We start from the raw sequence: 23,201 nt of genomic DNA on the forward strand, positions 1-23,201 counted from the left end.
TCCCGCTCATACCGTCTTCGTCACCTTGCTGAGATGCAGAGGCGCATCGGGATTGAGGCCGCGACGCAGCGACAGGGCATTGGCCATGCGGTAGAAGCTCTGGATCATGAGGATCGGTTCGATCGCCGGATGCGCGGTGTAGGCGGCGGGGGCGGTGTCGCCGTTCGCCTTGGCATCGGCGAGGCAGACCACGGCGCCGCGTGCGCGGAACTCGGCGGCGGCCTCGCGCACGCCGTCGCCGGCGGTGTCGGAGGTGGCGAACGCGATCACCGGGAAGCCGTCATTAACGATCGCCATCGGTCCGTGGCGGACTTCGGCGGCGCTGAACGCCTCGGCATGGAGCGCGCAGGTTTCCTTGAGCTTCAACGCCGCTTCCTGCGCGATGCCGTAGCCATAGCCGCGACCGATCACGAACAGGTTGTTGGCGTCGGCCAGCGCATCGACCACCGACGTCCAGTTCGCACCGAATGCGAGCGTCAGCATGTCGGGGAGCGTGTCGATCGCCTTGGTCAGCGCGTCGTTCTGCGACCATGCCGCGGTCAGCGCCGCGAACGCCGCGAGCGCGCAGATATAGGATTTGGTCGCCGCGACCGAGCGCTCCGGCCCGGCCTTCAGCGCGATCATCGTGTCGGCCATCTCGGCGAGCGGCGAGCCCTCGTCGTTGACGAACGCGACGACATGCGCGCCGGCCGCCTGATACGCGGACACGGTCGAAAGCAAGTCGGGGCTGCGGCCGCTCTGCGACACCGCGATGACCAGCGCGGTGCCCGGCGCCATCGGCGCGGCGTAGACCGACGACACCGACGGCGCGGCGGACGCGACCGGCACGCCGAGCAGCGTCTCGATCAGGTATTTGCCGTAAGTCGCGGCATGATCGGACGAGCCGCGCGCGCAGGTCACGACCACCGCTGGCGGCGCGGCGCGGAGGCGCTCACCAAGTGCGGCCAACGCCTCACGGTTGGCGGCGAGCAGCCGCGCGACCGCGTCTGCGGCCTCGGCGGCCTCGCTGTACATCAGCGTCTGCGGCGACGCGGTGGTCGCGGTGATAGTCTCGGTCACGGTAAGCCCCCCGGCCGGCGCCCGTGCGCCGGCGTCAGATGTCGTTGAGTTCGGCGACGAGATCGTAGGCGTCGCCACGGTAATAGGATTGGGTGAATTCGGCGGCCCGGCCATCGCGCAGGAAACCGCGGCGTTCGATGAACAGGCCCGCATGGCCTGCATCGACGCCGAGCATCTTGGCATGTTCCGGGCTGAAATGGACCGCGCGCAGGCGTTGCAGCGCGCGGACCGGACGGTTGCCCGCCGTTTCGAGCGCTTCGTACAACGAGTCCTGGACGGCATCGATCGTCGGCAGGCAGTAGCCGGCGATCGTCGAGTATTCGAGCGCCATCGGCGTGTCGTCGGCGTAGCGGATGCGCTGGAACCGGTACACGGCCGAGCCAGGCGACAGTCCGAGCGACAGCGATTCCTCCGGAGTCACCATGCCGATCGTCCGGCTGACCCACGCGCTGCTCGGCGTACGGCCGCGCGACTGCATATCCTCCGAGAAGGACGACAGCTTCGAGAAGCTCTTCTCGACGCGGGTGGCGACGAACGTCCCCGCGCCACGCCGGCGGGTGAGCAAGCCTTCTTCGACCAGCCCGCCGATCGCTTTCCGCACGGTGATGCGTGACACGTCGTATTCTATCGCAAGATCGCGTTCGGCCGGCAGCGCGTCGTCCTTGGCCAGCACGTTGCGGTTGATCGCATCGCGGATCAATTGCTGGAGCTGAACGTACAACGGCGCGGGGTTGCCATCCCGGAACCTGCCAATGCTTGTCGAAAAGGACATGGACGCGACTTTCAATGGTATCGGCACGAGCATTGCGAAGCGCGAACCGACAGCAGGGGAATGGGATACGTTATATATTGGTATTGTTCAAGCGGGTTGCGGATCGAAGGAATCGAGTACCATCTTCAGGTCGCGGACACGGTGTGCATCGGTGACCCTTCGATAGGGCGCGGAGAACCCGAATTGGCGTTCGCGGGTATCGTCATCCGTTTCGGTGGGCGAGAGCGTGGCGCCGCACGACGCATGAACCTCGCGCAGGCCGACATCGAGGAAGCGGGTCACATTGCCCGCATCGATGCCGCTGCCGGGCAGAATGACGATCCGTCCGGCGGCAACGCGATGGAGCGCTTCCAGCATCCGCACGCCGTCGATCGCCTTGGGCGCGCCGCCGGAGGTCAGGATCCGATCGAAGCCGAGCGCGATCGCGGTCTCGAGCGCTGCGGGAAGGTCCGGGCAGAGGTCGAACGCGCGGTGCAGCGTCAGCGAGAGCGGTGACCCGCGCGCCGCACCGCAGGTTCGCGCATGGTCGACGAGGTGCGCCAGAAGGGGGATGTCGAGACTATGATCCGCCGCGCTGGCGCCGATCACGACCCCCGCCAGCCCCGCGTCAGCCGCCGCGGCGATGTCCGCAGCGATCAGTGCCGCCTCGCGTGCGCTGTACCGGAAGCCCCCTTCACGCGGGCGCACGAGCATATGGACAGGGATGGGCAGGTCGCGTGCCGCGGCGATCAGCGAGGGCGTCGGGGTCAAGCCGCCGAGCGCCAGCGCCGCGCAGAGCTCGAGGCGATCGGCGCCCCCCGAAACCGCCGAATCGACGCCGGTGATGTCGTCGACGCAGATTTCGAGGGTCATTCGCCGGCTTTCGATTGGTCGTAATTTTATTACGTCTGGCCGATCGAGTCGGTGTGTTCAACGACAAAGTGGCAATCACAAAGCAAGAAAAGGTATTGCGGCCATGACCGATCCTGGGCGGCCGCCAATCCATCCCCAGCGGGTCCGTCACATATAAATCGCTATTAAACAGCAACCTAACCGATCGTCGCAAAAGTTCCGCCGCATGGTAACCAAACTGTAATTACCGATGGATTTCGTAATCAAATTGGTTATACGATATCCGTACCAGACCGCACATATAGCGACCAAAATAGTACCAGCGGTAAGGGTGGATGTGGCGCGGAGTTTCCGGGTCGGGATGACGCCGCGGCGTCGATTGGGAAGGGGCTTTGACGATGGTTTTCCGTAAGCAGGTTTTGTTGGCGTCGAGCGCGATCACGTTCGGTCTTGCAGGTTCCCTCTTCGCCCCATCGGCGATGGCGCAGGTCGCGACCACCTCCCCGACAACGACGCCCCCGACAACCACGCCTGCGGGTTCGGATACGCAGAACGGTGCACCCGCCACCGTCGATGCCGACCAGGACATCGTCGTCACCGGTATCCGCGGCAGCCTGCGCAGCGCAATTGCGGTTAAGCGTAACGCCAACGCTGTCGTCGACGTGATCTCGGCCGAGGATATCGGCAAGTTCCCCGATCGCAACGTCGCTGAGTCGCTGTCGCACATCCCCGGCGTCAGCATCGATCGTCGTTTCGGCGAGGGCGAGAAGGTCGCGATCCTCGGCACCGATCCCGCGCTCAACCGCATGCTGCTCGACGGCCACGCGCTCGCCTCGGCCGACTGGGGCGGCAACGACAACGATCCGTCGAGCCGCACCTTCAACTATTCGCTGCTCGCACCCGAACTCGTCGATCGCCTCGAAGTCTACAAGTCGCCCGAGCCGCGCATCGAGGAAGGCAGCCTCGGCGGTACGGTCATCGTCCGCACCCGTCGCCCGCTCGACCTGAAGGCCAATGCGATCTTCGCCTCGGGTGGCTATTCGTACAATGACCGTTCGGACAAGGGCAACGTCCGCGGCTCGGGCCTGTACAGCTGGAAGAACAAGGACGAGACGTTCGGCGTCCTCGTCGCCGCGACCTACGACAAGCAAAGCCTGACGCGCTCGGGTGTCGAGTTCTTTGGCTATGACAACGTTGCGGCGAATGCGGACGGGACGCGCAACAGCCCGTTCGTCAACCGTGCGCAGGACGGTACGCTGAGCCTGAAGAGCCCGGGCGCGACCATCACCGGCGGCACGATCGCCGATCTCTACAATGCGGCCTCGCCGTTCGGGATCAACTACGCGTATTTCCAGCAGACGCGCGAGCGCAAGAGCGTGTCGGGAACGGTGCAATATCGTCCGTCGTCCGATCTGACGTTCACGCTCAACGGCCTGCACATCGACGGCAACTACAACAACTACAGCCAGTCGATGTACACGATCCCCGGCGCCTGGACCGGCGACGTGCTGCAGTCGGCAACGATCAGCAACGGCGTCGTCACCGGCGCATCGTTCGGTGCCGCGAACAGCCAGTCCGCACAGCTCGACACGCTGGTCCGCAAGACCAAGCTGAAGACCGACAACCTCAATTTCTTCACCGATTGGGAAGGCGATGGCGGCGCCAAGGTCTCGTTCGCGGGCGGCTGGAGCAAGGCGACCGGCGGTCGTAACCCGGAATATCTGTTCAACGTCCAGACCAAGCTGCCGTACAGCTATGCGTTCACCGACACGACCGCGACGGTGAATTTCGTCGGCGACCAGACCAACCCGGCGAACTATTTCACCAACCCCAACAACAACCCCGCGCAGATCGAAGGCCGTCCGGTCGTCGTCAACGGCACGCAGCTGAACGCCGCGCAGATCGGTGGTCTCGACTATAGCGTCACCACCGACCGCGACATCTTCGGCGGCTATGACGCGACGATCCCGGTCTCGTTCGGGCCGTTCACCGAGATCCTGCTCGGCAGCCGCGTGACCGACCATGTCAACAAGATCGACGCGCGCGGCATCAATACGTACCTGACCAGCTCGCAGACGATCGCGCAGCTCGGCGTGCCGGTGCTGATTACGCCGAGCGGTACGTTCGACGGCAGCGGCGGCATGGGCAACGCGACCAGCTATCTGAACCTGCCCGAGCAGTCGGTGATCGATATCCTCGCCGGTGCGATCAACAGCCCGCTGGTGAACAAGGTCGGCGCCTCGACCAAGGTCAAGGAGACGGTCATCGCCTCCTATGCGCAAGCCAATTTCGACCAGGGCGGGTTCCGCGGCAACATCGGTGGTCGTCTGGTCTATACCCGCGACATCTCGAACTTCGCGACGACGCCGAGCGGGGTGGTGAACCCACAGCCGGTGCCGACGCGGACCTCGACCGACTATATGAAGTTCCTGCCGAGCCTCAACATCGCCTATTCGGTCAACCCGCAGGTGATCATCCGCGGTGCGGTGGCGCGCGTGATCTCGCGGCCGCGCTATCAGGATCTGGCGGCGGCGACGTCGCTCAACGACACCACGCTGGATGGCGGCGGCGGCAACCCGAACCTGAAGCCGTATGAGTCGACCAACTACGAACTGACCGCGGAATGGTATCCGCGCGCCGGTACGCTGCTCGCGGTCGAGCTGTTCCGTCGCGATATCGAGAACTACATCATCAGTTCGCGCCAGAACGTCGATTACTTCAACGCGCTGCAGAATCGAATCACGACCTACAACGTCAGCCAGCCGATCAACGGCGCCAAGGCCAAGGTCAACGGCGCACTGGTCTCGGGCCAGGCGGAGATCTGGGGCGGCTTCGGGCTGCAGGCGAACTATTCGTACCAGGACAGCAGCACCTCGTCGATCGACGTGACCGGCGCCGAGCTCAACCTGCCGTATCTGTCGAAGCACACGGTCAACATCATCCCGTATTTCGAGAGTGGGCCGTTCCAGGCACGGCTGAGCTATAACTACCGCACCGCGTATTTCCGGACGATCGGTCGTCTGGGATCGCGCGAGATGGTGGCACCGTACAACCAGCTCGATTTCTCGGCCGGGTTCAACATCACGCCGGCGATCACGCTGTCGGTCAACGCGCAGAACCTGCTCGACGCGACCTATCTCCAGTATAACACGACGCGCGATCGCCCGACCGCGTTCTACAAGAATGGTCGTACCTTCGCGGCATCGGTATCGTTCCGGATGTGACGTCTCGGCGCGTCGCGATGGCGCGCTTTTCTCTTCGACGGAAGTACGACGGCACGCATGATATCGGGATGTATCAGGGCAGGGTTGCGGCGGATCGGGCATCATGGTGTCGGGTTCGCCTCGGCCGTCCTGATGCTGGTGCCTCTGCCCGCCGCGGCCGAGCGGATCGACCTCGATGCGGGGTGGAGCTTCTGGCTGGCGAAGGACGCGCCGGCCGAGGCTGCATGGCTGAAGGCCGATCCGGCGGGCGCGGAGAGCGTTGCGGTCCCACATAGCTGGCCGCTGTCGCGCGGCGCCGGGTCCGAAGGCGTCGGCTGGTATGCGCGGACGCTCGTCGTGCCCGAGGCGATCGTCGGCAAGCATCTCGAACTGCATTTCGACGCAGTGTTCTATGCCGCGCGTGTCTGGGTGAATGGCACGCTCGTCGGGACACATGAGGGCGGGCATACCGCGTTCGATATCGACGTTTCGAAGATGTTGAAGCCCGGCGCGAACCGGATCGTCGTTGCCGCCGACGATCGGCCGGGGTTCGTGACGATTCCGGGGTATGCGATGCGTCTCCAGGCGTCGGGGAACGTCTGGTACGACTGGTGGCATAGCGGCGGGATCACCCGCGACGTATCGCTGCGGATTGCCGAGGGCGGGCTGATCCGCCGCCAGCGTATCCGGCAGGCTTTGAAAGCCGACAGCGCGATTGTCACGAGCGGCGTCGGAATCGAGAATGTCGATGCCAAACCACATGATTATTCTCTTACGACGATCGCGATCGATCCCGACGGCCGCGTGGTTGCACGGGCTTTCACAGGGGTGACGGTGGCCGCGTCGTCCGCCGCGACGCCCGACGCCGCGCTGACGATCGCCAAGCCGCAACTGTGGCAGATCGGTGCGGGCAAGCTCTACCGGATCGTCGCCGAACTGCGCGACGAGAGGGGCGTGGTGCTCGACCGGCGCGAGGACACGGTTGGTCTGCGCACGCTCGCGATCCGCGACCGGAAACTGTACGTCAACGGCGTCGTGGTGCGCTTGACCGGTGTGACTCGGCATGAGGACTCGCCGTGGGAAGGCGCCGCCGAAACGCGCGGCACGATCCTGCACGACATGCGTGATTTGAACGCGTTGCACGTCACGCTGACGCGGCCGGTGCATTATCCGCAGCCGCAGAGCGTGTTCGACGCCGCCGACCGCGCGGGGATGCTGCTGATCCCCGAAATCCCGATCTGGCAGATGACCGCGGCGCAGCTGGGCGATCCCCGGCTGCTCGTGCGCGCAAAGGCGATGATGGCCGAGATGATCGCCGAAAGCGGCAATCATCCAAGCGTGCTCGCGTGGAGCGTGATGAACGAGAGCGAGGCCGCGACGCCGCAGGGGCTCGCGTTCGTGAAGGCGATGAAGGCGCATATCAATGCGATCGATCCGGGTCGGTTCGTGACGTTTGCGGATTCGCAGATCGCGGAGCGTCCGGTCCGCGTACCCGCCCTGGTCGAGGCGGACTTCGTCATGGCCAACGCCTATTTCGGGACCTGGAGCGGCGGCGCGGACAAAGTCGGGCCGTGGCTCGACGCGTTCGACAAGGCGTATCCCGACCGGATGCTGGTGATCTCCGAATTCGGCTGGCCCGGGCCGTTCTCGCACGATTCGGCGAGCGCGGACGTCGCGCGTACCGACAACCTCAAGGACCAGCTCGCGGCGTTCGCGACGCGGCCCTGGGTCGGCGGCGCGATCTTCTGGAGCTATGCGGACTACCGCTCGAACAAGAACCTCTTCGCCGGCATGGCCGATGGCTATGTCGATCACGGCCTCGTCGATGCGGATCGCCAGCGCCGCCCGAGCTATTTCGCGTGGGAAGCCGCCAACCGCGACGTTTCCGCGAAGGTCGATCTGACGATGGCGGGCGAAACGCCGACCGGCTTCACCGTGACCGTGATGGGCGCTGCGAAGGCTGCATTGCCGTCCTATCCGTTGGTCGGCGCAAGGTTGCACTGGCGCGCGATCGGCGGCGATCGCGTCGTGCTCGGCGAAGGCGAACAGGCGCTTCCGGTCATCGCACCGGGCGGCACCGCGACGGTGTCCGCGGCCTGGACCGGTCGTCTTACGCCCGTCACGGTCACCGTCGATATCCTCACCGCGGAGGGTGCGCGCGCAGGCGGCGTCGTCCGCGACTACGAACCGTTCAAGGCCGGCTCCGCCGTCTATCCACCCGATCCAGCGCAATTGCCGAAGGACCCTAAATGATCCGTTTCCGCCCTCTGGTGCTCGCGCTGCTGATGTCCTCGACCGCGGCGGTGGCCGAAGGGCCGAAGCTGATCCCGATGCCCGCGTCGATCGAGCCTCACGCGGGCACGCTGACGATCGGCGAGGGGGCAGGGATCGTCGCGAGCGACGCAGGCGCCAAGACCGCGGCCAAGCTGCTCGCGCAACAGGTCAGGGTCGTGCGCGGGCTCTCGCTCGCCAGCGACGCCGGCACGGGGCCGATCCGCTTCGTGCGCGACGCGAGCGTGGCGGGTGACGAGGCCTACACGCTGACCGTCGATGCGAAGGGCGTGACGATCGCGGCGAGCGGCGATGCGGGCCTCGTCCACGGCGCGATGACGCTGGCGCAGTTGCTCAGCCCCGATGCGGCGGTCGGCAAGCCGGTGACGCTGGCGGCGATGACGATCCGCGATGCGCCGCGTTTCAAGTGGCGCGGGCTGATGATCGATCCGGCGCGGCATTTCGTGTCGATGCCGACGTTGTACGCGATGGTCGATCAGCTCGCGGCGCAGAAGATGAACGTGCTGCATCTCCACCTTACCGACGATCAGGGCTGGCGCGTCGAGATCAAGCGCTATCCCGACCTGACCCGGATCGGCGCGTGGCGGACGCCACCGTCTGCGGGTGGCGCGCCGGGCGAGAAGGTCGGCGGGTTCTACACGCAGGCCGAGCTGAAGGCGCTGGTCGCGTATGCGCAGGAGCGCGCGATCACGATCATGCCGGAGATCGATCTGCCCGGTCATGCGCAGGCGGCGGTCGCGTCGTATCCGGCCGAAGTCGGCGTGCTCGGCGATCGGCCTGCGGTCGGTCACGACTGGGGCGTGAACCCCTGGCTGTTCAGCCCGGAGGATCGCAGCATGACCTTCATCAAGCACGTGCTCGACGAGCTGATGGAGGTGTTCCCGTCGCAGTTCATCCATCTCGGCGGCGACGAGGCGGTCAAGGACCAGTGGGAGCGGTCGCCCGCGGTGCAGGCGAAGATGAAGGCGCTCGGGCTGAAGACCGAGATGCAGATGCAGAGCTGGATGATCGACCAGCTCGGCGAGTATCTGGCGAAGCACGGCCGCCGGCTGATCGGCTGGGACGAGATCCTCGAGGGTGGCTTGCCGCCATCGGCCTCGGTGATGTCGTGGCGTGGCGAGAAGGGGGCTGTCGATGCGGCGAACCAGGGGCATGACGTCGTGCTAAGCCCCGCGCCGATCCTGTATCTCGACAGCTTGCAGAGCAATCGCAGCGACGAGCCGCCGGGGCGCATCTCGAACGGCGATGCGATCGTGCCGCTCGCCCGGCTTTATGCATACGAGCCCGAGCCCGCGGGGCTGGCGCTCGACAAGGCGAAGCATGTGCTGGGCGCGCAGATTAACGCGTTCAGCGAATATCTGGTGACGCCCGAGCAGCTTCAGCACGCGACCTTCCCGCGGCTGTCGGCGCTCGCCGAGCGGACCTGGTCGCCGAAGTCCGCGCGTAATTTCGACGACTTCGTGGCGCGGCTCGAGCCGCAGATGGGCCGCTATGCCCGCGCTGGTATCGCCGCGGCGGACAGCGCGTTCGCGGTCGACTTTGCGATTCCCGGCACGCGCGGCGATGCGCTGCGCCGCGGCAAGGTGCCCGTGACGCTCGCGACGCAGACGGGCTATGGCACGATCCGCTACACGGTCGACGGCAAGGCGCCGACCGCGCGATCGAAGGCCTATGCCACGCCGTTGTCGCTCAGGCCGGGGACCACCATCCGCGCGGCGGCCTTTACCAGCGACGGTCGTCCGACCGCGGAACCGCGTCTGTTCGAGACGAGCCGGGTCGCGCTGCTGCGCCGGTCGAGTTCGGAGCTGGTCGCGTGCCCCGATGGTGCGATCGGGTTGCGTGTGCCGCTGACGTCGGAGGCGACCGCGAACACGCCGGTGTTCAACGTCAACATCTTCGACACGTGCACGATGTATCCCGCCGCACCGCTCGATATCGCGCGCAGCTTCACCGTCGATGTCGCACGTATTCCGCGGCATTACGGTCTAGCGCATGACGAGAAGGCGTTGCGGCGGCATTATGCGGTGACGACGTACGGCGAACTCGTGGTCCGCACCGGCGGCTGCAAGGGAACGATCGCGGCGACCTTCCCGCTGCCGAACCCGGCGGCGAGCCCGAACCGCATGAGCTTCCGCGGCACTTTGCCCGAGGGCAAGGGCGACGCGGATATCTGCCTGTTGTTCACCGCGTCGATGGAGTCGCCGTTCTACGCGGTCGAATCGATGCAGCTGTCGGAGAAGAAGTGATGCGGCGCACGGCTGTTCTGCTGCTCGCCGCGATCGTCGCGACGCCCGCCTGGGCGGCACCACGCACGAGCGTCGTGCTCGACAAGGGCTGGTCGATGCGGATCGATCCCGCTGATACCGCTGCGGCCAAGGCGCATCCGAAGGCGGCACGCTGGCTGCGCGCGACCGTGCCGGGCAGCGCACAGACCGACCTGATGGCGGCGAAGATCGTCCCCGATCCGTACAAGGGCCTGAACGAGGCGAAGATCCAGTGGGTCGGGCTGACCGACTGGCAATATCACACCGTTGTCCGTGCAACGCCCGAACTGCTGGCGCGCGATCATATCGACCTGGTGTTCGACGGGCTCGACACCTTTGCCGAGGTGCGGCTGAACGGCACGCGGTTGCTGGCGGCGGACAATGCGCATCGGCGCTGGCGCGTGCCGGTCAAGGCGGTGCTGAAGCCTGGCGCGAACGACCTGCTGATCACGTTCCGCTCGCCGATCCGGACGTTGCAGCCGATGGTGCTGCAGGCGAAGAACCCGCTGCCCGGCGAATATGATTCGATCTACGGCGACGAGCCGATGGGCAAGCAGACCTCACCCTATATCCGCAAGCCGAAATACCAGTATGGCTGGGACTGGGGCCCTCGGATCGTCACGCAGGGGATCTGGCGTCCGGCGCGGATCGAGGCGTGGGACGACGCGCGGATCGAGGCGTTTCGGGTTACGCAGGAAGGGCTGACGAAGTCCGAAGCGCGGTTGTCGGCCGAACTCGACGTGGTCGCGGGCGAAGAGCGGCCGGTTACCGTGCAGGTGGCGGTCACGGGGCCGGACGGTCGCGTGACGCAGGCAGCGCGGACCGTCACCGTCGCGGCGGGCGCGAGCCATGTCGCGGTGCCGGTGAGCGTCGCCAATCCGCAGCGCTGGTTCCCCGCGGGCTATGGCGCGCAACCGCTCTACACCGTGAAGGCGACGCTGACCGACGGCACCACGACGATCGACACCGCGCAGCGCCGCACCGGCCTGCGCACCGTCGAGTTGCGTCGCGAGAAGGATGCGCAGGGACGTGGGTTCGCGTTCGTCGTCAACGGCATCCCGGTGTTCGCCAAGGGCGCGAACCTGATCCCGTTCGACATGTTTCCCGCGCGTGTGCCCGAGAGCCAGATCCGCACCGTCATGGCCGGCGCGCGCGATGCCAACATGAACATGATCCGCGTGTGGGGCGGTGGCTACTATCTCGACGACGCGTTCTACGATCTCGCCGACCAGATGGGCTTGATGGTGTGGCAGGACTTCATGTTCGGCGGCGCCGTCACGCCGCCCGACCGCGACTTCCGCGAGACCGTCCGCATCGAGGCGGAGGAACAGGTCGACCGGCTCCAGGCGCATCCCTCGATCGTGCTGTGGTCGGGCAACAACGAAGTGCTCAGCGGCTGGGCGAACTGGTCCGACCGGATCGCCTTCAAGAAGGCAGTCGGCGCGGACGAGCAGGAGCGGATCGGCGTCGGCATGGCGGTGATCTTCGACCGCGTGCTGCGCGATGCCGCCGAACGCCGCGATCCCGATGCGGTCTATTGGCCGGGTTCGCCGAGCAACAATTACGAGGACAAGCCCGACATCGATGGCGATGGCGACCGGCATTACTGGGACGTCTGGGGCGGCAAGAAGCCGGTCGAGGCGTATCTCGACAGCTGCCCGCGGTTCATGTCCGAATACGGCCTGCAGTCGATGCCCGAGATGAAGACGATCCGGACGTTCGCGACCGACGCCGACTTCTCGCCGACCTCGCCGGTGATGAAGGCGCACCAGAAGTTTTTGAAGGGCGAGGGCAACGACCGGTTGCTGTTCTACATCCGCGAGAAATACCCCGAGCCGCGCGACTTCGCCGAGTTCGTGTATCTGAGCCAGGTGATGCAGGCCGAGGGGATCGAACTCGCCGCACTGCACCACCGCGCGTGCCGGCCGGTGACGATGGGGTCGCTGTTCTGGCAGATCAACGACGTCTGGCCGGGCGCGTCATGGGCCAGCATCGATTATTACGGCCGCTGGAAGGCGCTGCAGTTTCGCGCTCGGCATTTCTATGCGCCGCTGGCGATCGCCGCGGAGCGCAAGGACGGGTCGATGAAGGTGAGCTTGATTTCGGACGCGACGGTGTCGACCGAGGCGAAGTGGCGCGTGCGGACGCTCGACGTCGACGGCAAGGTCGTCGCGACGCGCGAGGAGGCTGCGACGTTGGCGCCTCTGTCCGCAACGGCGGTTGCCACTTTGTCGGATGCGACGCTGTTCGCGGGCGGCGATCCGGCGCGGACGATCGCGGTGGCGGAGTTGCTTGTGGGTGACCGCGTAACGTCGCGCGTGCTGGTGTCGGCGGCCCCCAAGACGATGACGCTCCCCGATCCGGGACTCGCCGCGACATGGGACGGTGATCGACTGACGCTGACCGCGACCAAGCTGGCGCGCGCGGTGTGGCTCGATTTTGGGAAGGTCGAGGCGACGCCATCGGACAATGCGTTCGATCTGCTGCCGGGGGAGAGCGTTACGGTGACTGTTGCTTCGAAGGCGTCGGCTGTGGCGCTGCGGCGTGCCTTGTCGGTCCGGACACTGGCCGGTGTCGCGGCGGTGAAGTCGTGATGCGCGATCACGCCACCACCGCCTCGTCGGCCCAGAGAGTGCGCGAGCATACCACCCCGCCGTCATCCCAGCGAACGCTGGGATCCAGAGTTACGGACGCCGCCGCCCGTGGCTCTGGATCCTGGGTCGAGCCCAGGATGACGGATGGGGGGAGGGGGCGCCTCTCGACCAGGTTTGCCCGGCTCGCATTTGCCCCGGGCCTTTTGCTCGCGTCGTCAGCGCTTGCCCAAACTGTCGATCCGGCGGTGCGCAGCATGACGCTCGACGAGAAGGCGGCGCAGCTGCAGAGCGTCGCGCCGGCGATCCCGCGGCTGAACCTGCCCGCGTATGATTACTGGAACGAGGGGCTGCACGGGCTCGCGCGCAACGGCGTCGCGACGGTGTTTCCGCAGTCGATCGGCCTCGCCGCGACGTGGGACGAGGCGCTGCTCCGGCGCGTCGGCGATGTCGTGTCGACCGAGGCGCGCGCGAAGTCCAACGCGCTGCCGGCGGGGAACCGCGAACGCTATCAGGGGCTGACGATCTGGTCGCCCAACATCAACATCTTCCGCGATCCGCGCTGGGGTCGTGGGCAGGAGACCTATGGCGAGGATCCGTATCTGACGGGGCGGCTCGGCGTCGCGTTCATCGGCGGGTTGCAGGGGCCGGACCTCGCGCACCCCAAGGTCATCGCCACGCCCAAGCATCTCGCCGCGCATAGCGGGCCCGAGGCGGGGCGGGATGGGTTCGATGTCGACATCTCGCCGCACGACCGCGAGGCGACGTTCCTGCCCGCGTTCCGGATGGCGCTCACCGAGGGCAAGGCGCTGTCGACGATGTGCGCGTATAATTCGATCCACGGGGTTCCCGTGTGCGCGTCGGCGCCGTTGCTCGACCAGACGGTGCGCAAGGAATGGGGCTTCAAAGGACTGATCGTGTCGGACTGCGATGCGGTCGGCAACATCGCGAATTATCATTATTACCGGCCCGATAATGCGAGCGGATCGGCGGCAGCGATTTCCGCTGGCATGGATTTCAACTGCGGGAAGACCTACGCGGCGCTCGGCGACGCGGTGCGGCGGGGACTGGTGCCCGAGGCGACGCTCGACGCGAGCCTGACGCGGACCTTCGCGGTGCGACAGATGCTCGGCGGCGCGTTCGGGGCGACGAGCCCGTGGGACAGGATCAAGCCGACCGAGTTCGACACGCCTGCGCACCGCGCGCTGGCGCTGGAGGCGGCGCGGAAGGCGATGGTGCTGGTCCAGAACAACGGTGTGCTGCCGCTCAAACCATCGGCGAAGATCGCGGTGATCGGGCCGAATGCGGACAGCGTCGACGTGCTGGAGGCGAATTACCACGGTACCGCTGCGGCGCCGATCACGCCACTGGCGGCGCTGCGGACGTCATTTGCGGGCGTGCGGTACGCGCAAGGGTCGAGCATCGCCGAGGGCGTGCCCGTGCCGGTGCCCGACACAGCGCTATCGCTGCGCGGCGAATATTTCCGGTCGAGCGATTTCACCGGGACGTCGGTGGTGCGCGCCGACCGGCTGATCGACTTCGACTGGGATCGCACCGCGCCCGCGCCCGGGATCGATCCGGCGGCGTTCTCGGTGCGCTGGACCGGCACGATCACCGCGCCGGCGGCGGGCGAGTATGTGTTCCGGCTCGACGTGCCGCGCTGTTTCGACTGCAAGGGGCATGATCCTGCGCGGTTATGGATCGACGGGAAGCCGATCGCCGACGACGATGGCAGCGGCAAGAACGTCGAGGCGGCTGTAACGCTGGCGGCGGGCCCACATGCGATCCGCGTCGAGCTCGCGCATAGCGGTGAGGATCAGGGGCTGCGGCTGACCTGGACCGCGCCGGCGGAGGCGCAGGTTGCGGAGGCGGTTGCCGCGGCGAAGGATGCCGATGCGATCGTCGCGTTCGTCGGGCTGTCGCCTGCGGTTGAGGGCGAGGCGTTGCAGATCGAGGTGGCCGGGTTCTCGGGCGGCGATCGGACCGATATCGGGCTCCCCGCCGCGCAGGTGCGGTTGCTCGAAGCGGCGAAGGCGACCGGCAAGCCGCTGGTCGTCGTGCTGATGACCGGCAGCGCGGTCGCGATGACTTGGGCGAAGGCACATGCCGACGCGATCCTGGTCGGCTGGTATCCGGGGCAGGCTGGCGGGCAGGCGATCGCCGATACGCTGGTTGGCAAGAGCAATCCGGGCGGGCGACTGCCGGTGACGTTCTACGCGAAGACGCGCGATCTCCCGGCGTTCATCGACTACAACATGCGTGAGCGGACCTATCGATACTTCACGGGCACGCCGCTCTGGGGCTTCGGGCATGGGCTGAGCTATACGCAGTTCGCTTATGCCGCGCCGAAACTCGCGCGCACCACGATCGCGGCAGGCGAGAGCGTCACGATCGAAGTACCGGTGCGCAATGCCGGCAAGGTTGCGGGCGACGAGGTGGTGCAGGCGTATCTCGTGCCGCCCGAGCCGGCGGTAAAGCCGCGCTTCAACGATCCCGTCCTCCAGCGCCAGCTCGTCGGGTTCAGGCGCCAGACAGTGAAGCCGGGCCAGACGGCACGCGTGGCATTTACGATCGATCCTCGCGGCATGAGCAGCGTCGATGCGGCGGGAACGCGTCGCGTCGTACCGGGCGAATACCGGCTGCATATCGGTGGCGGCCAGCCCGGCGACGGACCGGGTGTCGATACCGTCTTCACCGTGACGGGAACGCAGGATTTGCCGAAATGATCGACCCCAGGATGATAGACCGGCGCATGCTGATTGCCGGTGCTGCGGCACTGGGGCTTGCGCGACCGCTGCGGGCGGCCGCACCGTCGTTCGTCAGCAAGCGCCCGAAGCTTGACGATCGTCGCTACACCAGCCGCGCGGTCGAGGCGGAGATCGCGCGCGTTTCGGCAAAGATCGCCGATCCCGAACTCGCTTGGATGTTCGGCAATTGCTATCCGAACACGCTCGACACGACGGTGTTCATGGGCGCGGTCGACGGCAAGCCCGATGCGTTTGTCATCACCGGCGACATCGATTGCATGTGGCTGCGCGACAGCTCGGCACAGGTCCATCCGTACCTCCCGCTGGCCAAGCGCGATCCGGCGTTGCGGACGTTGTTCCGCGGGCTGATCGCGCGGCAGGCGCGGTGCATCCTGATCGATCCGTACGCCAACGCGTTCATGCACGACCCCTCGGCGAAGACCAATCTGAGCTGGTCGCTGGGCGACGACACGGTGATGAAGCCGGGCGTCGGCGAGCGGAAGTGGGAGGTGGATTCGCTCTGCTACCCGATGTGGATTGCGCACGCCTATTGGCAGGCGACCGGCGATACCGCGCCGTTCGACGCGCTGTGGGCGGATGGCGCGCGCGCGTCGATCCGGACGTTTCGCGAGCAGCAGCGCAAGGACGGGCCGGGGCCGTATCGCTTCCGCCGGTCGTCGCCGATCGTCGGGGAAAGCATGGCGCTCGACGGCTATGGTCCGCCGTCGCGCCCGGTCGGGCTGATCCATTGCGGGTTCCGGCCGTCGGACGATGCGTGCGTGCTCCCGTTCCTGATCCCGTCGAACATCTTCGCGGTCCGCGCGCTGCGCCAGTTGGCGGAACTCGCGACGCGCGCCCGGCCCGATGCGGTGCTGGCAGCGGATGCGAGCGCGCTGGCCGACGAGGTCGAGGCGGCGTTGCGGCTGCATGGCATGACCAAGGGGCCGGATGGCCAGCCGGTCTGGGCGTATGAGGTCGATGGCTATGGCAACGCGATCTTCATGGACGACGCTAACGTGCCGAGCCTGTCGGGGCTGGCGTATCTGGGGGCGGTGAAGGCCGACGATCCGCTCTGGCGGCGCACCGCGGCGCGCGCGTGGAGTAAGGACAACGCGTATTTCTTCACCGGCAAGGCGGCGGAGGGGATCGGCAGTCCGCATACGGGCTTGCGCGAGATCTGGCCGATGTCGATCGTGATGCACGCGCTGAACGCGCTCGAGACGGGCGATGACGCGACCGTCGCGCGGTCGCTCGCCGCGCTCAAATCGACGCATGGCGGTACCGGGTTCATGCACGAATCTTTCAACCAAGACGACGGCGCGAAATTTACCCGCGCCTGGTTCGCCTGGGCCAACGGATTGTTCGGCGAAATGATCGTCGACATCGCCGCCAAAAATTCCGCCCTTCTCGGAGTCCGCGCATGATCTCCCGCCGTATGCTTCTTGCCGGTAGTGGCGCGCTTGCGCTGACCGCGCGCGGAACGTTTGCCGCTACGCCGCGCACCACCACGGCGTCCGATCTGTTCGTCGGAACCGGTGGTCACGGCCACACCTATCCGGGTGCGACGTTGCCCTTCGGCATGGTGCAGCTCAGCCCGGATACCGATGTCGAGCGCTGGGATGCGTGCTCGGGGTATCACCGCACCGACACGTCGATCATGGGGTTCAGCCATACGCACCTTTCGGGCACCGGGATCGGCGACATGCTCGACGTGCTGGTGGTGCCCGCGCGGGGAAAGGTGCAGCTTACGCCGGGCACGCTTGCCGATCCTGACGCCGGGTATCGCCAGCGGTTCTCGGCCGAGCATGCGGAGCCTGGCTATTACCGCGTGACGCTGGAGTCGGGCGTCCGCGCGGAACTGACCGCGACCGAGCGGACCGGCATCCAGCGCCACGTTTTTCCGGCGGGCGCGGGGCATATCCTCGTCAACCTGTCGCACCTGATCCTCGACAAGTCCGACCAGGGCGTGCTGATCGACGACGCCTCGCTGAACATCGACGAGACCGGCATGCTGACTGGCAGCCGGCGCGTGTTCCGCTGGGCGAAGGGGCGGCGGATCCATTTCGCGATGCAGGTTTCGCGCACGCCCGACCGGATCGTGTTCTACGGCGATGGCGACGTCGCGCAGCCAGCGGGTGCGAAGGGCGTCGCGGGCAAGCGCGTCAAGGCCGTGTTGCACTATGACGACGCGGGTGCGGCGCCGATCGTGATCCGCACCGGCATCTCCGCGGTCGACGTCGCGGGCGCACGCGCGAACCTTGCGGCCGAGGCGCGGCATTGGGATTTCGATCGCTACCGTGCTGATGCGTCCAAGCGCTGGGCGCCTGCGCTCGCCGCGGTCAGCGTCGAGGGCGGCACACCCGCGCAACGTACGATCATGGCGAGCGCGCTGTACCATGCGCAGCTTGCGCCGACGCTCTTCTCCGATGTCGACGGGCGTTATGTCGGGCTCGACCGGCAGGTGCATACGGTGACCGGCAAGGACCGCGCGTACAGCACCTATTCGATGTGGGACACGTACCGCGCGCTGCATCCGCTGCTCACGCTGATCGAGCCCGAGCGTACCGCGGAGCTCGTCGGCGACCTGATCCGGCAGACGCAGCAGAGCCCGTACGGCCCGCCGGTCTGGCCTTTGCAGGGTGTCGAGACGGGCTGCATGATCGGCTGGCATTCGGTGTCGGTGATGGCGGAGGCGCGCGCGAAAGGCGTGCCCGCGAACTATGCCGCCGCGTGGCCGAACGTGCGCCGCCGGTCGTTCGATTTCGCGATGCCTACGATGGACAACAGCCTCGGGATCAAGCCGTACGACACGATGGGCTATATTCCCGCGGACACGGTGTTCGAGTCCGTCTCGCGCACGCTCGAATATGCATATGACGATTACGCGTCTGCGCATCTGGCCGATGCGGCGGGCGCGAGTGCGGATGCCGCGCGGTTGCGCAAGCGGAGCGGGAATTGGCGCAACGTGTTCGATGCATCGATCGGGTTCGCGCGGCCCAAGCTCGCTAACGGGACCTGGACGACGCCATACGATCCAATCGCGCTCGGCCATTCGAGCAAATGGCGCGATTATACCGAGAGCAATGGCTGGCAGGCGACGTTCCTCAACCAGCACGACGTCTACGGCCTGATCGCGGCGATGGGCGGCGATGCGCAGTTCGAGGCCAAGCTCGATGGCTTGTTCAACGCGCCGTCGATCCTGCCGAAGGACGCGCCGCCCGACATCAGCGGGCTGGTCGGGCAATATGCGCACGGCAACGAGCCGAGCCACCACGTCGCCTATATGTATACGTATTGCGGCGCGGCGTGGAAGACGCAGGCGATGGTCCGGCGGCTGCTGACCGAGATGTACAAGGACGATCCCGACGGCATCATCGGCAACGACGATTGCGGGCAGATGAGCGCGTGGTTCGTGCTGAGCGCGCTCGGGCTGTATCCGGTCGATCCGGTGAGCGCGAACTATGTGCTCGGCTCGCCGCTGTTCGATCGGGCGGAGATGCGCGTTGGGAGCGGCAAGACCTTGGTCGTCGAGGCGCGCGGCAATGCGGCGGACCGGCCTTACGTTCAGTCGGTGACGTGGAACGGCAAGCCCTGGACGAAGAGCTGGATCGCGCATGCCGACATCGTCCGCGGCGGGCGGCTCGTGTTCGAAATGGGCGACACGCCCAACCGTGATTTTGGCCGCGCGACTGCCGATCGGCCGCCAGCAACCACCGGAGTTTCGCGATGACCTTCGACTTGAACCGCCGCGCGTTGATCGCCGGTACGCTCGCTACCGCCGCGGCAGGCCGCGTGAACGCCGCCGGCCCGGTCGGTGCACCCGCCCCGTGGGGCGCGACGCCCAGCGTCCGCCAGCTCGCTTGGCACAAACGCGAGCGCTACGGCTTCGTCCACTTCACGCTGAACACCTGGACCGACAAGGAATGGGGCTATGGCGACGAAGACCCCAAGCTGTTCGACCCGACCGCGTTCGACCCGGATCAAATCGTCGCGGCGGCGAAAAGCGCCGGGCTGACCGGGCTCGTCCTGACCGCCAAGCATCATGACGGCTTTTGCCTCTGGCCGACCAGGCTCACCGAGCACTGCATCCGCAACAGCCCGTACAAGGGCGGCAAGGGCGACATCGTCCGCGAACTGGGCGATGCGTGCCGGCGCGGCGGGATTTCCTACGGCCTGTATCTGTCGCCCTGGGATCGCAACCGCGCCGACTATGGCACCCCCGCGTACGTCGAGTATTTCCTTGCGCAGCTGACCGATCTTTGTACGAATTACGGCGAATTGTTCGAGGTGTGGTTCGACGGCGCGAACGGCGGCGACGGCTATTATGGCGGCGCGCGCGAGGCGCGGAAGATCGATGCGCCGAAATATTATAACTGGCCGTCGATCATCGCGCTGGTCCATAAATTGCAGCCGATGGCGTGCACCTTCGATCCGCTCGGCGCGGATATCCGCTGGGTCGGCAACGAGGACGGGCGCGCGGGCGATCCGTGCTGGCCGACGATGCCGAACCATCCGTATGTGCAGAGCGAGGGTAATTCGGGCGTGCGCGGCGCGCCGCTCTGGTGGCCGGCTGAGACGAACACATCGATTCGTCCGGGCTGGTTCTATCATGCCGACGAGGATCTGCAGGTGAAGTCGCCGCAGCGGCTGATGCAGTTCCACGACGAGTCGGTCGGGCGCGGCACCAACATGATGCTCAACCTGCCACCCGATCGCCGCGGACTGATCGCCGAGCCCGATCTCGCGTCGTTGAAGTCGTTCGGTGATGCGTTGCGTGGCAGCTTCAAGACCGATCTGGCGAAGGGCGCGGTGGCGAGCGGTCCATCGCGCGGGAGCCGGTTCGCGCCGGCCAACGTGCTCGACGGCAATCGTGACAACTATTGGAGCACGCCCGATGCGGTGAAGACGCCGTCGCTAGTGCTCGACCTGCCGCCGGGGCGCCGGTTCGACCTCATCCGGATCCGCGAGGCGCTCGACCTCGGCGTGCGCGTGACGAAGTTCGCGATCGACGTGGCGGATGCCAAGGGCGCGTGGCGCGAGGTTGCGATGCACGAGTGCATCGGCGCGCAGCGGATCATCCGCCTGCCCGAGCCGGTGACCGCGCGACGCGTGCGGTTGCGGATCGTCGAGGCGCCGGCGTGCCCGGCGATCACCGAGCTGTCGCTGTTCCTGAGTGTGGCGCCGGTCGCGGTTGCAGCATCGCAGGCGGCGGGGAACAAGATCGTCGCCAAGTCCGGGTGGACGATCGTCAGCGCGATCCAGCACAGTCTGGCGATGAAGGCGGGCAAGCCGGATTTCGCGGGCGAGATGTCGCTGGCCGGGGTGGTCAAACCGGGGCTGCCGGGTGCGGAGGCGGTGCTCGACGATGATCTCGCGACCGTCTGGACGACGCCTGCGCCGACGCCGACGAGTGTGGTGATGCTGATGATCGACATGGGCAAGGCGGAGCAGGTCGCCGGGTTCAGCCTGACGCCGACCCGTCAGGCGTTGCCCGATGCCGGCCCGCCGGGGCGCTACCGCGTCGAGACGAGCGAGGACGGCAAGACCTGGACGCCGGCGGACGAGGGCGAGTTCGGCAACATCGCCTATGCGCGCGCCACGCAGCGCATCACCTTCGCGAAGGCTCGGCAGGCGCGGTACCTGATGCTGGGGTTCACGACGGTGGCGACCGCGCAGCCGAAGATGGCGATCGCGGGGATCGGTGCGTTCCGACCGTAAGGGTAGGAGCAGGCGGCACCACGTCACCGCTATCTCCGTCACCCCGGACTGGTTCCGGGGTCCACCGTTCCGCAGGCTCGATAAGCGTGATCAAGCGGAGCGGTGGATGCCGGAACAAGTCCGGCATGACGGGGGGATTGGGTCTCTCTCAACCCCGTCATCCTGACGAAAGTCAGGATCCAGAGTAACGGACGGCACGCTTGTGGCTCTGGGCCCTGACTTTCGTCAGGATGACGGGGGTTGCAGAGGACGGGCCTTTTGGCACCGGGGCTGGGCTAGCCGGCTCCGATCGGGCATGGCCTCCCGCGACACTGCGGGTGAGCGTACAGATGGACCAATCAGCAACTATGCCGCGGATCGCGGGGCCTGAGGATCATGTGGTGGTCGTCGGGGGCGGGTTTTCGGGCGCGCTGTTCGCGGTCAATCTGATGCGGCACGAGGGGCCGCGCGTGACGTTGATCGAGCGGCGCGATCGGCAGCTTGCGCGGGGCGTCGCGTATAGTGCGGCGCATCCCGATCACCTGCTCAACGTCCGTGCGGGGAACATGAGCGCGCTGCCCGACGATCCCGACCACTTCGTCCGCTGGCTGCAGGCGCATGGCAAGGGCGACCGCAAGACCTTCGTCCCGCGTACCACCTATGGCGCATATCTTCGCGAACTGCTCGATGCGGCGATCGCGGAATCGGATGGCCGGCTGGTGCATGTCGAGGGCGAGGTCTGCGCGATCGATCCGGTCGAAGGCGACGGCGTGACGCTGACGATGGCGGATGGGCGCAAGATCGCGGCCGATACCGCGGTGCTCGCGCTCGGCAATCTGCCCCCGCACACGCCGCCGGGGTTGAAGCCGGACGCGCTGCCGGCCGGTGTCTATTACGCGGACCCGTGGGCGGCCGACCTCGCCGAGGGGCTGAGCGCGGACGATACCGTCGTGCTGGTCGGAACCGGGCTGACCGCGATCGACGCGGCGTTGCTGCTCGATGCGCAGGGGTTCGCCGGAAATATCCTGGCGATGTCGCGACGCGGGTTGTCGCCGCGACGGCATGTCGATGGCGCGCCGGCGCATCGCGGGGTTTCGGACAAACCGCAGGGTGGGCTGACCGATCTCGTCCGCCATGTTCGTGCACGCGCTGCGCAGGAAGGCTGGCGCTGCGCCGTCGACGAACTTCGTCCGGTCACGCAGATGCTGTGGGCAGCGGCGTCGCAGGAAGTGCGCGGGCGCTTCCTTCGCCATCTACGCCCGTATTGGGACGTCCACCGCCACCGGCTTGCTCCAGCCGTTGCGGACCGTGTCGAGGCGCTCGTCGCGACCGGGCGGCTGAGCTTCGCGGCGGGTAAGATCGTGTCCGCCGAAGCCGACGGTACGCAGGCAAGGCTGACGTGGCGACCACGGGGCGAGACTGATCCGGTCGTCACGCGCGCGGCGCGGATCGTCAATTGCACGGGGCCGCAGGGCGATCTGTTGCGCTCCGAGGAGCCGCTCGTGAAGCATCTGCTCGCGGCCGGTGCGATCCGGCCCGATCCGTTGCGGCTCGGCGTCGACGTCGATGCTCAGTCGCGGGCGATCCGCGCTGACGGCACGCCCGACGACCGCATCCACTGTATCGGGCCGATGACCCGCGGCGGGCTGTGGGAGGTCGTCGCGGTGCCCGATATCCGCGTCCAGAGCTGGGATCTCGCGCGCCGCCTGTCCAACGCGCAATGGGTTGGCGGCGAAGGGCTTTGA

The 23,201-nt window shown here is 66.8% G+C and carries 12 protein-coding genes; 9 read left to right on the forward strand and 3 right to left on the reverse strand.

All coding sequences use genetic code 11. The features are described 5' to 3' along the window. Nucleotides 1-6 precede the first annotated feature (6 nt). The 3 genes from C8J40_RS04280 to C8J40_RS04290 form a co-directional block, all read right to left on the reverse strand. Nucleotides 7-1,014 carry an SIS domain-containing protein gene (locus C8J40_RS04280; protein ID WP_132896249.1) on the reverse strand — a complete coding sequence of 336 codons (1,008 nt, stop codon included), beginning with the start codon at nt 1,012-1,014 and terminating at the stop codon, nt 7-9. Nucleotides 1,015-1,093: 79 nt separating this feature from the next. Further along, a complete protein-coding gene (locus C8J40_RS04285; protein WP_132737137.1) occupies nt 1,094-1,831 on the reverse strand; it encodes a GntR family transcriptional regulator in 738 nt (245 codons plus the stop codon). 87 nt (nt 1,832-1,918) lie between these two features. After that, on the reverse strand, nt 1,919-2,683 hold the full coding sequence (locus C8J40_RS04290) for a copper homeostasis protein CutC (protein WP_132895955.1): 765 nt from the start codon (nt 2,681-2,683) through the stop codon (nt 1,919-1,921). A 377-nt stretch (nt 2,684-3,060) separates the two neighbouring features. Here C8J40_RS04290 and C8J40_RS04295 point away from each other — a divergent pair, with 377 nt between their 5' ends. From C8J40_RS04295 to C8J40_RS04335, 9 genes are all read left to right on the forward strand, one after another. After that, entirely contained in the window at nt 3,061-5,886 is a 2,826-nt protein-coding gene (locus C8J40_RS04295; protein WP_243693201.1) for a TonB-dependent receptor, read from the forward strand. 57 nt (nt 5,887-5,943) lie between these two features. Next, nucleotides 5,944-8,118 (forward strand): glycoside hydrolase family 2 TIM barrel-domain containing protein, encoded by a 2,175-nt coding sequence (locus C8J40_RS04300; protein ID WP_132895956.1) that lies wholly within the window; start codon nt 5,944-5,946, stop codon nt 8,116-8,118. Further along, complete coding sequence (locus C8J40_RS04305; protein WP_132895957.1) at nt 8,115-10,403, forward strand: family 20 glycosylhydrolase; 2,289 nt, start codon at nt 8,115-8,117, stop codon at nt 10,401-10,403. Before C8J40_RS04300 ends, C8J40_RS04305 begins: the two co-directional genes overlap by 4 nt. Beyond that, nucleotides 10,403-13,015 (forward strand): glycoside hydrolase family 2 protein, encoded by a 2,613-nt coding sequence (locus C8J40_RS04310; protein WP_132895958.1) that lies wholly within the window; start codon nt 10,403-10,405, stop codon nt 13,013-13,015. The genes C8J40_RS04305 and C8J40_RS04310 overlap by 1 nt, the downstream gene beginning before the upstream one ends. A 254-nt stretch (nt 13,016-13,269) precedes the next feature. Further along, nucleotides 13,270-15,738 carry a glycoside hydrolase family 3 C-terminal domain-containing protein gene (locus tag C8J40_RS04315; protein ID WP_243693231.1) on the forward strand — a complete coding sequence of 823 codons (2,469 nt, stop codon included), beginning with the start codon at nt 13,270-13,272 and terminating at the stop codon, nt 15,736-15,738. After that, complete coding sequence (locus tag C8J40_RS04320) at nt 15,735-17,183, forward strand: glycoside hydrolase family 125 protein (protein ID WP_243693202.1); 1,449 nt, start codon at nt 15,735-15,737, stop codon at nt 17,181-17,183. Before C8J40_RS04315 ends, C8J40_RS04320 begins: the two co-directional genes overlap by 4 nt. Continuing rightward, nucleotides 17,180-19,489 carry a GH92 family glycosyl hydrolase gene (locus C8J40_RS04325; protein WP_132895961.1) on the forward strand — a complete coding sequence of 770 codons (2,310 nt, stop codon included), beginning with the start codon at nt 17,180-17,182 and terminating at the stop codon, nt 19,487-19,489. Before C8J40_RS04320 ends, C8J40_RS04325 begins: the two co-directional genes overlap by 4 nt. After that, nucleotides 19,486-21,477 carry an alpha-L-fucosidase gene (locus tag C8J40_RS04330; RefSeq protein ID WP_132895962.1) on the forward strand — a complete coding sequence of 664 codons (1,992 nt, stop codon included), beginning with the start codon at nt 19,486-19,488 and terminating at the stop codon, nt 21,475-21,477. Before C8J40_RS04325 ends, C8J40_RS04330 begins: the two co-directional genes overlap by 4 nt. Nucleotides 21,478-21,806: 329 nt before the next feature. After that, nucleotides 21,807-23,201, forward strand: coding sequence for an FAD/NAD(P)-binding protein (locus C8J40_RS04335; protein WP_243693203.1), 1,395 nt, complete (start codon nt 21,807-21,809; stop codon nt 23,199-23,201).

Source organism: Sphingomonas sp. PP-CC-3A-396 (genome assembly GCF_004343105.1).
Taxonomy (GTDB): domain Bacteria; phylum Pseudomonadota; class Alphaproteobacteria; order Sphingomonadales; family Sphingomonadaceae; genus Sphingomonas.